Genomic DNA, 14,107 nt, shown 5'->3' with positions numbered 1-14,107 from the left:
TTTGGTTTAATACAGGGCATAGATAATTAATCAGATATTTTAGTTTAGAAAGCGGCGCTTGATGCCTTTAATACCTTCATTCTTAAGCACTTCCCACCCTCTTTTACCCAGAGTCATACCAACCCGTGGATTTGTCAGGGAACGCTTTATCATACTCACAAACCGGTCTTTATCGAATTCGGCATTACCACCACGGAAACCAGGCGTCAGAACAATACTAAATTGGCGTAAAGCTTCATCTTTGGTTTGTGGATCAAACAGCTCTGGATACTCTTTTGCACCTTGCGTAATCCACCACTGATTATAGGTAGTGACGTCAAAAGGCGTTGGGAAAGCATTTTGTAGGTCAATTCGTTCGCGGTAAACGATACGTTGCGCTTTAGAAATAGCCGATCCGTCAGAGTGCTGACCGTATGCCCAAACCACCTTAGCTAATGGATCTTGAGCCAAGTTCTTGGTTTGATCGTCATACCAATCAATAAGCTTATGCACATCCGAGTTTTCACCCGCATTTTTGGATGCCATGATCCTATGCGCACCACTGTCGAAACCGGTAAAGTGGTAGAAACCTAATGGTTCACCATCAACAAAATAGTTACCTTGAGAATCAATAGTAAATTCACGGGTCGTCAGGTTCCATGTCGCAACGTTGTGACGGCTAGAACGCATAATCGCAACATCAGTAAAGAATGCAGGTACCAGATCAATCCAGCGCTGGTCGGTAAACAAACCATTAGGAATGTCCGCACGGCAGAAGTGATAGATGCGCTCCCCCCACCATTTAGCGAATGACAGGCCCACATCAGTCGCGGCAACTGCGCAGAATCCAAGGTTGTAAACACCGTGCTTCAGGCTGCAAATTTCATTATCCATTACCGCTGACAACGAAGTCTCTGGCTTGGTTTGATGTGGAGTCAACACCACATTCGCTGAATCAAGAGCTTCCAGGATATCATCCAGGCGTGAGAAAACCACTGTGTCTGGATCAAGATAGATAACTTTCTTGCAGCCTGGTAACTGTAACAACCGCGCTAACATGAAAGGCTTGATGGCCGTCGCCAGTTCAACGATGGTATGGCAATAAGCCCAACCTTTCCAATCAGGTATATCCAATTCAGAAACGGAAACAACTTCATCAAAAGGCTCGTTGCTCAAGTCAATTTCGGGCCTTTTTTCATCGGCTAAAGCAAGATGGATAGTCCATTCTGGGTGATATTTCCTAATGGACTGAAAAAGCATTCTCACTTTAGGAATGTAATTGAATGCCGCACTGGTAAAAACATGAACTTCAGACATATCTGCCTCATTGGATTGAATATACTTGCCGGTGAAATTTTACCAACTCTTGCAACACGATTCCAGCTGACATAGAAGACAAGACTAAACCATCTTGATAAGTTCTAAGGCGTTCGGCTGGAGCTCCCAGATCAAAACTAGCAACAGGGTAACCTAGCTCCATCATTTCCTGAACCACATAAGAAAACGTTTCAGGCCAAATAGATGGGAATAAAATGATATTAACACCATGCTTTTCAAGCAAACTTGGCAACTCCTCATGCTTGTATGCCCCAGTTTGAGTAACAATATCTGCAGGACAGGATGATTCAACAGTGCCAATAATAACTATTTCCGCAGGGTATTGCTTATCTTTTATTTCTTGAGCCAACTCCTTAACAATTTGCGCCCCCTTATGATAGCCAATTATTCCGACGACACCTATTTTCAACTGCTGTGTCTGCTCTATATTCGCCTTAGCTGGGAGATAATCTACAGTATGAGGAATAACAACTGCATTTTCTTCTTGGATCTGCGGGTAAACACGCCGATAGAGATCCAGAGTGTTTTGAGAAAAAGTAACAATTTTGTCAGAGGCGATCATCAATCCCCCCACTTGTCTCGCCACTCTTCTATATCATTTGATTCAAATAAAGTAGTAAATCCAAAGGTATTGTTACGTAAACATGAAGCGCAAACTGACGGATCCGGTATGTCACAATACTTCCCTTGGTCGTTAATCAGGAAGTGGGATGGACATAACGGGAAGAGATCATGGGCCTGAGTTATCAGTTGAGCATTAGTTTTCATTTTCAAACCGATAAGAAAACCCGGTATTTCTTCCGGACTCGTAAATGAAACTCCTGTATTATAGATGATCTCTTTTATTTTAACGAAGGCAAGCAGGTCATAGATAAATTTATAACCAGGTATTTTAAACTTAAACTCGCCTTTTTCACCGCGAACGATCAATTTATAAGATAATGTGGTTATATCAAAAGAAAGCACCAGTGCCGAGTAACCAGCACTCATCTTCTCTTGAATCAATCGATTTCTATAATGGTTAACTCCACCACCCAAATCATGATCGATTAAAAAGATGACTCGTTCTCTCTCCGCTGGATTGAGAAATGCAACAATATCGTCAGCTGAGCCAAGGTTTTTACTCGGGGTTTTATTTTTATATCGGCTGAACTTTTCATATAACAATGAAAATTTGCCAGATTTTATCAACATGAAGGCACGTTTGAGCAACACCGTAAACTGTTTAAAAATCAGTTTCTTCGATGTTGCTCCGCCACTATCTACATCTATAGCCACATTTAAACAACTATTTGGTATGTCAACGCTCTCAGTCGAACCATCTGAATAGGTACATAACAATTTTAGATCTGCAATCTTAGCTTCTGAGCCAAATGAACCATAAATAATATATCCGGAATGCTTGGCTTGCTTAAAGCTTGAAAAATAAGCACCAACATCATCCCTGCACTTCCCATAGTCGATTTTCAGAACATTATCAGTATCACTTTCAGGCAAAGATAAACAAAGCTTGGTAATACTTTTATCTTCATGAAAAATCCATCCATAGCTGAAGATAGTACCATTTTGTTGAACAAAGTAATCGATCGACCAATGCAGTTTGCTCATTTCAGTTCCTATTACCTTTAATGAGTCTGGATAATTTCCCTAAAATTCCAGACTGATACATCTGTAACTCTGCTTCCAACTTATGAATTTTATCTAATCGGTCATATGCAAAACTTTCAGCAATATCTTTTGCACTGTGCAAAGCTGCAATTTCAGCGAGCCTGTCATGAGCCAGTTTTTCCGCAATGTCTTTGGATTGCTGCTGGCTGGCAATCACTTCTTTCGCTTGGTGCAAGTTCTCTTTTATCTGGGCAAAAGACATGGAAACACATTCAGCATCATTCACCTCATAGAGACCGGGTAAAACATGTTCCGGGTACCAGGTTATGAGTGAACTTTCCTGTTCACCAGTTGAGAAAGCATGTAATGCAGACTCTAGCTGAAGATAATCGTCAAGTAAGGATTTATCAGCAGAGAAAGACAATGCCTCAAAAAGCTGCTGGATGAACTCTCCCCGTGTAAGAGAAGAGCCAGAATCAGGAATTGCGAAGCAAGATATCTTACCTAGTAGGGACAAGGCCGCACGGAAAACCAAGTGGCCAACAGTTAACCCTTCTTTTGCCAACCATTCACGTTCAAAATAGCGTGGCTGCCCTTCTGCATCGATGACAAAGTTGGAAGGAATAGCATCCAGATAAGTCGGTGGTAACATGGTACTCTGGGTAAATTCATCATAGCTCACCCCTTCACCACGCAGTGCTATTTCCAGACACTCGATATAATAACGGAAATAGCCAGCTACGTACTCCATCGACCACCCCGGAGTCGTCACAATCTTGATAAACTCTGTCGATAATGAGGGGCCTTTGATATAGGTTTCATAACCATCAAGTCTAAAGCCGATAAGTTTATCATCCGGAGCCAAGACGTCACTCAGCAACTCTCTTTTAACAACAACCTGATTTTCCGCGGTATATTTAAAAACCGTCTTTTTGCTAAATGGACGGTGCCTTTCCCCACCATAATGCACAGCAAGTAGATTTTTATCTAAAACTTCCGCAGCGGTATTACTGGCAACCAATAGGAAAGAGTTGCTCATTTCAACCGCTAGCTTGTTATTGAAAACAACGGGCCATGCCAGCTCAGGAATTAAATGCAGCTTCTCTGGCAACTGCATATCGGCACGAACTGACTGAGTGGCAAAAACAGAGGCATCAAACTCATCACTGTTGGCTCCTACCTCCGTTACCACCGATACGGGCAGTTTATAATCAGGGAAAGGCAATAACGTCTGTACTGAAGATAACCCTACCGTAGCAAGCTTCTCTAGCAAGACATGATGACCGTAGGTTTCAGCCTGCTGTTTCGTATAGCGACCTTCAATGCCATACATAACCTGCCCAATATGATCCTCCCGCGCACCAGCAAAATATTTGAGGCCCAACTGGTTTTCGATCGCGATCAACAGTTTACCATCAGGTTTGAGACGCGCTTTGATGTTGTTAAGCATGCTGATAGCACTATCACTACCTTGGCTGAACAAATTGGAGTATTCAAGTACGCCAATCAAGGTAATCACATCAAATTTTTCTTCACATTCAAAGTCGTCGAAACGTTCACTGACAACGGTTACATTGGCAAGGTCCAGCGTTCTGGCTCGTGCTATTGCAGCACGTCTTAAGCTCCCTTCAAGAGCAAGAACCTCGGCTCCCGACTCCCCCAAGAAACGAGTAATCGCACCACAGCCGGCACCTATTTCAAGTATTTTGACGCCTGGGGTGAAGAGCGAATTTAATGGCCGCAGTAAATTAGAACGTAAGCTGGAAAAATGATAGGTGGTTACCCAATCTGAACACCGAGCTCTAAGTTCCGGAGATGATACGCTGCGATCTTTAGTATTGCTGACGATATTTAATAGTAGATTCTCTTGAGCATCGCCATCACTATAAGGAATACCGGTGTAATCAACACGAGCCCAGATACCTGAAGCTTCGCGAAAAGAATAAAGATTAGTATCTAAAAACATAATTATTTACCAAATGAAGAGTTAATTTTTAGGTTTAATTCTAAGTTTGTCATCCCTGAAAAAGATTCCACAGTTGGCACAAGGAAATGAATTACATCGTATCGCCTATCATGCGGTACCACCTCATTATCCTTCATAGAGGCGATCCCTAAAGAAATGAAATAATCACCAGCGCCTAGTTTGTTATCGAATTCAAATTCAACAATTGAGTGGGTGTTTTCCCTACCATGTTGAAGGGTATCTTCATTTAGCAAATGTGAATTTGTATTATATACCGTCACTCCTTCCTTGGTTTTCACTGCAAAACCAATGATAGGGTTATGTATATTTTTTTCGAAATAAATTGAACAACGAATTTTTATTTTTTCGTCAGCATAGACAGTTGCTGGGTTAAGGCGTTCCCCAGCAAATAATTGATAATCTAGCCAAGAAGCGGCACGATCACCCCAGCGATATTCGTTTTTATTATAATTAGCCTTGGTATTAAAGCAGTCTGTATCCAAGCTCAACCCCGCCGCAACAGATGACGCTGAGTTTTGGGTATTGTTTCCTAGGGCACTAGCTTCAGTTACCACATCATCTTTGGCTGGACTCTGGGTTTTGCCAAACAGTATGTCCATATATTTGTTGACAGCGACTTTAGGAGAACCTTGATATAACTTATTCCCACCACTAAGAAGGACCGCTTTGTCGCAATGCGTGACAATCTGCTCACCAGAGTGGGTCACTAACAGGATACTGGTTCCATTATTCTTCAACTGTCTTAAACGGTCAAAACACTTCGCTTGAAACTTAGCATCGCCAACAGCCAAAGCTTCATCGACAATAAGGATATCAGGATCGACTTGTGCCTGCACTGCAAAGGCCAGCCTGACCACCATACCGCTAGAGTAGGTTTTGACCGGCTGCTCAATAAAGTCTCCGATATCAGCAAAGGCGGCAATAGCATCGAATTTATTATCGATTTCCGATTTGGAAAGACCCAAAATTGCAGCGTTAAGATAGATATTCTCTCTGCCGGTAAACTCAGGGTTGAACCCTGAGCCTAACTCAAGTAGGGCAGCTATTCGGCCTGTAGTCTCCACTGTACCACTTGTCGCAGTCAACGTACCGCAAATAACCTGCAAAAGGGTGGATTTTCCACTGCCATTTTTGCCAATAAGACCAACGGTTTCGCCTTTCATAACGTCAAAAGAGATACCATTTAACGCCCAGAATTCTTTATAGTAGTTTTCTGACTCACTAGTGATAAGGCGTTTTAATTTCGGCAATACAAACTGTTTTAATCTGTCATGCGGATTATTATAGACATAGAAACATTTTCTTATATCTTTAATGCTGATGGCTATATTATCAGAGGACATCTGCAAATCCCTTTCTCGTTTTTTGGAAAACAAAAAAACCGAACCAGGCAAAAACCAAGCAACCAACTAAATAGATGATATAACTAACCGATGAAGGAATAACACCAAAATACATGACATCTCGGAATTGTGCGATAGCAGGTGCTAAAGGATTAAGGTTTAGCAGTGGCCTATACTTTTCTGGAATAGCGGTGATTGGATAAAAAATAGGTGATAAGAACATGAGTGCAGTGACCAAGATCGTAATCATTTGCCCTACATCTCGCAAAAATACGCCTAAAGAAGACAGCAACCAACCTACACCGGTAACAAAAATGAACAATGGTAATAATATAACTGGAAGCAGAAACACAGTGATATGTGGAATGCCAGCTTCGATAGTATAAAAGATCAGCCAAACAACAATACTGATTGCCGCATGAAACAATGCGGAACATGCGCTAATTATGGGTAATATTTCTAATGGAAAAATCACCTTCTTGACATAGTTTACATTAGATAATATTAATCCTGGTGATTTTATTGCACACTCGCTGAAAAAGTTAAAAACAATCAACCCTGCAAATAACACCAATGCAAATTCAGCTCTGGAGGTACTCTCTGTACTCCAGCGTGCGTTGAAGATAAAACTAAAAACAAAAGTATAAACCACCAGCATAAAGATAGGGTTAAAGAAAGACCAAAGAATGCCAAAGACCGAACCTTTATATCTGCCAGACACTTCTCTTTTGGTTAGATTAAGAATAAGTTTTCTATGCAGCCAAAAGCTCGATACTATAGCGATTGGTGATGAACTGTTGCTTTTTTTCATCAAAATATTCCAATGATTATTGCTGAACTCACACAAATACTGACAAGGTTACTTGGAAATGCCTCACGTGGGTTTATATATCAAATAATAATTGGTCATTCATAAACCTTAAATGTATATGAGTAATTTACTAGAAACGATAACCGGTTGGTTTTATCTCCATCCCCTACCATAATAGAGGATACTTGTCATGTTCATTAGTTCCCCTACGGTTTATGCCATTTAAAAATCGAATCAACACCCCACAAAATGAAACACTATTAATACATAAAAACCAAATAGTCAATAAGAAAAATCCCATTAACGTTCCATTTTGAATATCACATCAACACCATGAAAATTCGGTATTTTCAACAAATATACCCACCAGATTGCCAAAAAAAAGCACGCTACCGCCCTTGGCATGCAGTAGCCAATAGATATATCTCAACTTTAGAGTGGATTTTTCCCCGAGAAAAGCCCGACTACTTGCCATAAAAGCCAAAATAGACTAATAGGGTTCGTCCACACAAAACTTCGGGCCATATGCTACCACCATATCGATTAAAACACCTTTAGATTCTTGATAGTTTCAGTATGTTCTTAATTGAATTGCAGTAAAAACAACCAACTCACTAGCAGTGATATGGACCACGGCTTCTATTGAGTAAGGAAACATCTTCGAGTAGGTGTTCAGTTGACAAATGACGGAGGGATACTGAGAGGGGTTTTATTGAATACTATCATAGGGATATGGGTTATTAGATGTTAGGAGAACAGTATATTAAACGTAGTCGCGGTGCCCAGCCGGTTCGCTGGGCACGACGCAATGCACTTATTGACTTCCTATGCTGGTTCTGAACAGCTCTTGACTACACTGCCGACTCTATCTTGCCACTGGGATAGCACAACCCCACACGCTTTGATTTTTTCGCAATTTAACAGCGAATACTTAGGTCTTTGTGCAGGAGTTGGGTATTGATCGGTGGTGATAGCGTTAACCGTCGGGCTACGGGTCAAAAGACCTTGCTCAAACGCAGAGGTGAAGATAAATTCGGCGAATTCGTTCCAAGTAACATCTTTGTCACCGCAAAAATGATAAATGCCACCTTCCGCATCAGCTTTCAACAGGTCGATGATGGCAGCAGCAATATCACCAGCGTAAGTTGGGCAACCGCGCTGGTCTGATACAATGCCCAAAACGTCGCGATCTTGCGCCAGACGCAGCATTGTTTTCACGAAATTATTGCCATACTCACTGAATACCCAAGCGGTGCGGATAATGATAGCTTCTGGCTGGGTAACCATGACAGCAATCTCACCATCTAGTTTAGTCTTACCATAAACCCCTAACGGGTTAGTTATGTCATTTTCGCAGTAAGGTGTATCAGCCAGACCATCAAAGACATAGTCTGTTGATACATGAACTAGACGGCAATCGGCGATTTTGGCAGCCAAAGCCAGGTTTTTAGGCCCTTGCTCATTGATCAACTTGGCCATTTCACAATCATTTTCCGCTTTATCTACGGCGGTATAGGCTGCTGCATTCACTATCACATCAGGCAGAAAGGTGAGTGTGGTCTTCTTAACCTTTTCGAAATCAGTAATATCCAAAGAATCACTGTCGGTTGCCAGTATTTCCCAACCTGCAGGTAGGCGATCGATAAAGCAACGCCCCAATTGCCCATTGGCACCAGTCAACAAAACCTTCATTGGCCTAACTCCTTAAAAAGTTTGCCAATTTTATCTTTTTCAGAAAGTAGCGGGTTCTCTAATGGCCATTCGATTCCCACCGCTGGATCGTTCCATAACAAACAGCCTTCATGTGCAGGATTGTAATAGTCCGTACATTTATATTCAAAGTCTGCGACATCAGAAAGCACAACAAAACCATGAGCCAAGCCCGGTGGGACCCAAAACTGGGTTTTGTTTTCTTCGGAAAGGATCACCCCTTCCCAAGCACCGTACGTTGGAGAGCCTGGACGGATATCAACCGCGACATCAAACACTTCACCACGCACTACACGCACTAGTTTGCCCTGAGGATTTATCTTTTGGAAATGCAGGCCACGCAGCACACCGCGTGATGAACGCGAGTGGTTATCCTGAACAAAATCCAGATCGATATCTAACATTTCCTGGTAGCGTCTCTTTTCAAACGTCTCAAGGAAAAAGCCTCGTGCATCGCCAAATACCTTGGGTTGAATAATCTTCACACCATCGATTTTGGTATCTGTGACTTGCATTCTATTTCTCCAAACTCAGTTGCAATAAATACTGCCCGTACAGGGTCTTGCTAAGCAGTTTAGCCTCAGCCTCTACTTGCTCACGAGTCAGCCACCCTTTGCGGTAGGCGATCTCTTCCAAGCAAGCAACTTTGAACCCTTGGCGATTTTCGATCGTATGTACAAACTGGGAAGCCTCAATCAGACTATCGTGAGTACCGGTATCCAACCACGCAAAACCGCGCCCAAGCAACTCAACGTTGAGAGCCTCTTTATCCAGATACATCTGGTTGAGAGTGGTGATCTCTAGTTCACCACGTGCGGATGGCTTGACCTGCTTCGCCATCTCAACAACATGATGATCATAGAAGTAAAGCCCGGTAACGGCCCAATTGGATTTAGGTTTCGCTGGCTTTTCTTCCAGAGATAATGCCCGGAAGTCATCATCAAATTCCACCACGCCAAAGCGTTCAGGATCCATGACCTGGTAGCCAAATACGGTTGCACCCTGGTTACGATCAACTACAGACGTCAACTTCTTGCCAAAACTCTGGCCAAAGAAAATATTGTCCCCTAATACCAGAGCACAACTGTCCCCATTGATGAACTCTTCGCCAATCAGGAATGCCTGCGCTAATCCATCCGGGCTAGGTTGAATGGCATAGCTCAATGAGATGCCAAAACGACTCCCGTCGCCGAGTAACCGCTTAAATGACGGCATATCCTCTGGCGTGGAGATAATCAGAATGTCGCGGATCCCCGCCAGCATCAATACTGAAAGCGGATAGTAAATCATCGGCTTATCGTAGATCGGCAAGAGCTGCTTTGAAACACCACGAGTAATAGGATAAAGACGTGTGCCTGACCCACCCGCTAAAACAATACCTTTCATTTTCACACCTTAAATTAGCGGGTTAGACCCAGACGTTCCCCGGCATATGAACCATCTTTAACACGGCTCCACCAAGCTTGGTTAGCCAGATACCACTCAACCGTTTTTCTAATGCCGCTCTCGAAGGTTTCTTGAGGCTTCCAGCCCAATTCACGATCAATTTTTGAGGCATCAATGGCATAGCGCATGTCGTGACCAGGACGATCGGTAACAAAGGTGATCAGGTCTTCATACTTAGCCAGATTACCTGGCTTATTCGGCACCAATTCGTCTAGCAAACGGCAGATCGTTTGCACAACTTCGATATTTTTACGCTCGTTATGACCGCCAATGTTGTAGGTTTCACCGACTTCACCTTCACAGACCACTTTGTACAGTGCTCGTGCGTGATCTTCCACATACAGCCAATCACGCACTTGAGTACCGTTGCCATAGATCGGCAACACTTTACCTTCAAGAGCGTTAAGAATGGTTAGCGGGATTAGCTTTTCCGGGAAGTGGTAAGGACCGTAGTTGTTAGAACAATTCGTTACGATAGTTGGCAGACCATAAGTGCGCAACCAAGCCCTGACAAGGTGATCGCTTGAGGCTTTCGAAGCTGAATAAGGGCTGCTTGGCGCATAAGGTGTGGTTTCCGTGAACAGATCATCGGTACCGTGCAGATCGCCGTAAACTTCATCAGTGGAGATATGATGGAAGCGGAATGCCTTCTTGGCCTGCTCACCTAAAGTTTGCCAGTACTGACGGGCCGCTTCCAACAGGGTATAGGTACCCACAATATTGGTTTCAATAAATGCGGCGGGACCATCAATGGAACGATCGACGTGGCTCTCGGCTGCCAAGTGCATAACAGCATCAGGCTGGAACTCGGCAAAGACACGGTCCAGTTCCTGACGATTACAGATATCCACCTCTGCAAACTGGTAACGTTCGCTGCTTGCTATTGGCGCTAAAGACTCGAGATTGCCAGCATATGTCAGGCTATCTAAGATCAAGATTTGGTCTTGGGTGTCGTTGATGATGTGCCGCGCAACGGCGGAACCAATGAAGCCAGCGCCACCGGTAATGATAATTTTCATATAACCCTCTAAACAGCCAAGCGTGGCCCTTTGCAGCCACGCCAGTGTCTATGATTTCAAATTAACCAAACGTTACTCTGTAGTAACTTGGCTATAGTGACCTTAGTACTCAATCACTTAAAAATCAATAAACTACAGCATTACTTATGTTAAAGAAGCGTAATATTGTACAAGAACCAACACTCATTCACCATCAGAATACAGGCAATAAAAGTTCAGCATTGAAAATAAAACGCGACTATCAGCGATAGCCTTTTGGGTTCTTGCTTTGCCAATTCCAGGTATCGCGCATCATGGTGTCAATACCCCGAGAGACCTCCCAACCAAGCTCTTTCCTGGCCAGGTTGGCATCGGCCCAGAACGCAGGCAAATCACCATCACGACGCGGCAAGATCTGATAAGGGATAGCGACACCTGAAGCTTTCTCAAAAGCATGCACCATCTCCAGCACAGAGAACCCAACACCGGCCCCCAGATTATAAGCTTTGAACCCTTCGACCTTCTTCAAATGATCCATCGCCATCAGGTGGCCTTCAGCCAGATCCATCACGTGGATGTAGTCACGCACGCCGGTACCATCTTCCGTTGGATAATCACCACCGAAAACACCCAGCGTCTCTAGCTTGCCGATAGCAACCTGCGAAATGTAAGGCAACAGGTTATTAGGGATGCCATTGGGATCTTCACCAATCAGGCCAGACTCATGAGCACCGACTGGGTTGAAGTAACGTAGAGCGATAATCGAGAACTGCGGCTCAGCCTTGGCGAAGTCCTGCAGGATTTGCTCAACCATCAGTTTGGATGTGCCATACGGGCTCGTCGTACCACCAATAGGCGTGGTTTCAACATAAGGTACTGGGGAGTTAGCCCCATAAACTGTGGCTGAGGAACTGAAGATAAACTGATTAACTCCGGCACGACGCATCTCATCCAGGAGCACTAGAGTGCCAGAGACGTTGTTCTGATAATACTCTAACGGTTTGCGGGTGGACTCCCCTACCGCTTTGAGGCCAGCAAAGTGAATCACCGCCGAGATACGGTGACCATCGAAGATGCGGTTCAGACATTCCGGATCTTGGATATCGCCTTGGTAGAAGATGGCTGCCTTGCCTGTTAGTTGCTCCACTCGGTGCAGCGACTCTTCGGATGAGTTCGAGAGGTTGTCTAGAACCACAACCTCCTCTCCCCGTTCCAGCAAGGCCAGAACGGTGTGGGAGCCGATATAGCCGGCTCCGCCGGTGACTAGAATTGCCATCTGAACTCCTTGCAAGCGCCTGATGCGCTGAAAATGAATATTTTGAGCTGCTATTCTAACCTTCTGGTCACTAAGAGTATTGAGTCATGATAAAAATTTTACTTAAAAAAAAGGCCACATCTCTGCAGCCTTCTCGAAGTCTTCCGTTTCAAGGTCATTCACTATGCCCACTGCGCCCATTATAGTTGCGTGGAAGGAATTAGATGAATTTAACAATTACTTAGGCTGAATGGTGATAATCTCGTCAATGCGATCCTTCCACGGTGACAAGATGACACCTTGGTTTTGTATTTTTTCGCAGTTAAGGACGGAGTACTTTGGCCTTCTGGCTGGCGTGGGATACTGTGACGTTGTAATCCCATTAACTATCGGTGCCTTGGCTAAAACGCCTTGCTTGATTGCTGCTGAAAAAATAGCTTCAGCAAACTCACTCCAGGCCACAGTTTCATCGCCACAGAAATGATAGACCCCACCTGCTGCATTTCTCTGCAAGAGCTCGATAATTGCCTGAGCAATATCGCCTGCATAGGTAGGGCAGCCAAACTGGTCGGATACCACACCTAAAGTGTCACGATCCTGCGCAAGCATTAGCATAGTTTTAACGAAATTATTTCCGTACTCACTAAAAACCCAGGCTGTACGAATAATCAACGCATTCGGTAGGTGGTGGCTAACCGCAATTTCGCCGTCCAGTTTAGTTTTGCCATACACCCCTAGCGGGTTAGTGGGTGCGGTTTCAATATAGGGAGTAGTAGCCTCACCATCAAAAACGTAATCCGTAGAAACATGGACCAGGCGAGCCCCAACTTCATTGGCCGCCAAAGCCAAATTCTTCGGACCTACTTCATTAATCAATGCCGCGATTTCATGGTCAGTTTCTGCTTTATCAACAGCAGTGAATGCCGCAGCATTCACGATAACATTAGGTCGATAATCAACTACAGCACTTTTTACCTTAGCAAGATCAGTGATATCAAGCACATCTGCATCAGTTGCCCACACATCCCACCCGGCTGGTAAGCGATCCTGGAAGCAACTTCCCAGTTGCCCTTTCGCGCCAGTTAGTAAGATTCTCATAGCCCTAGATCCTGGAATAACATGCCGACTTTATCTTTTTCGGACAACAATGGATTATCGATCGGCCATTCAATACCAACTTGTGGATCATTCCATAGCAGACAGCCTTCATGTGCTGGATTATAATAATCGGTGCATTTATATTCGAAATCTGCAACATCGGAAAGCACAACGAAACCATGAGCCAAACCCGGCGGAACCCAGAACTGGGTTTTGTTTTCTTCGGAGAGGATAACCCCCTCCCAAGCACCGTAAGTTGGAGAGCCATGACGGATATCTACCGCAACGTCAAACACTTCGCCACGCACAACACGAACCAGTTTGCCCTGAGGATTTATCTTTTGGAAATGAAGGCCACGCAATACACCACGCACAGAGCGCGAGTGGTTATCCTGAACAAAATCAAGGTCAATATCTAGCATTTCTTGATAACGTTTCTTTTCAAACGTTTCGAGGAAAAAACCCCGAGCATCGCCAAATACTTTCGGCTGGATGATTTTCACACCATCGATTTTTGTGTCTATTACCTGCATC

At 43.9% G+C, this 14,107-nt stretch carries 13 protein-coding genes; all 13 read right to left on the bottom strand.

The window, feature by feature from the left end:
* Positions 1 to 39: 39 nt before the first annotated feature.
* Positions 40 to 1,296 (bottom strand): glycosyltransferase, encoded by a 1,257-nt coding sequence (locus WN53_RS17310; protein WP_046808130.1) that lies wholly within the window; start codon positions 1,294 to 1,296, stop codon positions 40 to 42.
* Between the two features lie 7 nt (positions 1,297 to 1,303).
* On the bottom strand, positions 1,304 to 1,879 hold the full coding sequence (locus WN53_RS17305) for a glycosyltransferase (RefSeq protein ID WP_046808129.1): 576 nt from the start codon (positions 1,877 to 1,879) through the stop codon (positions 1,304 to 1,306).
* Complete coding sequence (locus tag WN53_RS17300; RefSeq protein ID WP_046808128.1) at positions 1,879 to 2,925, bottom strand: hypothetical protein; 1,047 nt, start codon at positions 2,923 to 2,925, stop codon at positions 1,879 to 1,881. Before WN53_RS17300 ends, WN53_RS17305 begins: the two co-directional genes overlap by 1 nt.
* Position 2,926: 1 nt before the next feature.
* Positions 2,927 to 4,891 carry a class I SAM-dependent methyltransferase gene (locus WN53_RS17295; protein WP_051346297.1) on the bottom strand — a complete coding sequence of 655 codons (1,965 nt, stop codon included), beginning with the start codon at positions 4,889 to 4,891 and terminating at the stop codon, positions 2,927 to 2,929.
* Between the two features lie 2 nt (positions 4,892 to 4,893).
* Positions 4,894 to 6,255 carry an ABC transporter ATP-binding protein gene (locus tag WN53_RS17290; RefSeq protein ID WP_024484857.1) on the bottom strand — a complete coding sequence of 454 codons (1,362 nt, stop codon included), beginning with the start codon at positions 6,253 to 6,255 and terminating at the stop codon, positions 4,894 to 4,896.
* Positions 6,245 to 7,066, bottom strand: coding sequence for an ABC transporter permease (locus WN53_RS17285; protein WP_037412243.1), 822 nt, complete (start codon positions 7,064 to 7,066; stop codon positions 6,245 to 6,247). The genes WN53_RS17290 and WN53_RS17285 overlap by 11 nt, the downstream gene beginning before the upstream one ends.
* 825 nt (positions 7,067 to 7,891) lie before the next feature.
* Entirely contained in the window at positions 7,892 to 8,758 is an 867-nt protein-coding gene (rfbD, locus tag WN53_RS17280; protein ID WP_024484859.1) for a dTDP-4-dehydrorhamnose reductase, read from the bottom strand.
* The gene (gene rfbC / locus WN53_RS17275; RefSeq protein ID WP_021805020.1) at positions 8,755 to 9,291 is read right to left on the bottom strand and encodes a dTDP-4-dehydrorhamnose 3,5-epimerase; all 537 of its coding nucleotides are present in this window, start codon (positions 9,289 to 9,291) and stop codon (positions 8,755 to 8,757) included. Before rfbC (WN53_RS17275) ends, rfbD (WN53_RS17280) begins: the two co-directional genes overlap by 4 nt.
* A gap of 1 nt (position 9,292) precedes the next feature.
* Positions 9,293 to 10,162, bottom strand: coding sequence for a glucose-1-phosphate thymidylyltransferase RfbA (gene rfbA / locus WN53_RS17270; protein ID WP_024484860.1), 870 nt, complete (start codon positions 10,160 to 10,162; stop codon positions 9,293 to 9,295).
* A 14-nt stretch (positions 10,163 to 10,176) separates the two neighbouring features.
* Entirely contained in the window at positions 10,177 to 11,241 is a 1,065-nt protein-coding gene (rffG, locus tag WN53_RS17265) for a dTDP-glucose 4,6-dehydratase (RefSeq protein WP_024484861.1), read from the bottom strand.
* 241 nt (positions 11,242 to 11,482) lie between these two features.
* Entirely contained in the window at positions 11,483 to 12,496 is a 1,014-nt protein-coding gene (galE, locus tag WN53_RS17260; protein WP_024484862.1) for a UDP-glucose 4-epimerase GalE, read from the bottom strand.
* A 216-nt stretch (positions 12,497 to 12,712) separates the two neighbouring features.
* The gene (gene rfbD / locus WN53_RS17255) at positions 12,713 to 13,573 is read right to left on the bottom strand and encodes a dTDP-4-dehydrorhamnose reductase (RefSeq protein WP_024484863.1); all 861 of its coding nucleotides are present in this window, start codon (positions 13,571 to 13,573) and stop codon (positions 12,713 to 12,715) included.
* On the bottom strand, positions 13,570 to 14,106 hold the full coding sequence (gene rfbC / locus WN53_RS17250) for a dTDP-4-dehydrorhamnose 3,5-epimerase (protein ID WP_024484864.1): 537 nt from the start codon (positions 14,104 to 14,106) through the stop codon (positions 13,570 to 13,572). Before rfbC (WN53_RS17250) ends, rfbD (WN53_RS17255) begins: the two co-directional genes overlap by 4 nt.
* Position 14,107 lies beyond the last annotated feature (1 nt).

The organism is Serratia fonticola (assembly GCF_001006005.1).
GTDB classification, from domain to species: Bacteria; Pseudomonadota; Gammaproteobacteria; order Enterobacterales; family Enterobacteriaceae; genus Chania; species Chania fonticola.
Note: the sequence above shows the minus strand (reverse complement) of the source record. Positions and strands in the feature narration are given on the sequence as shown.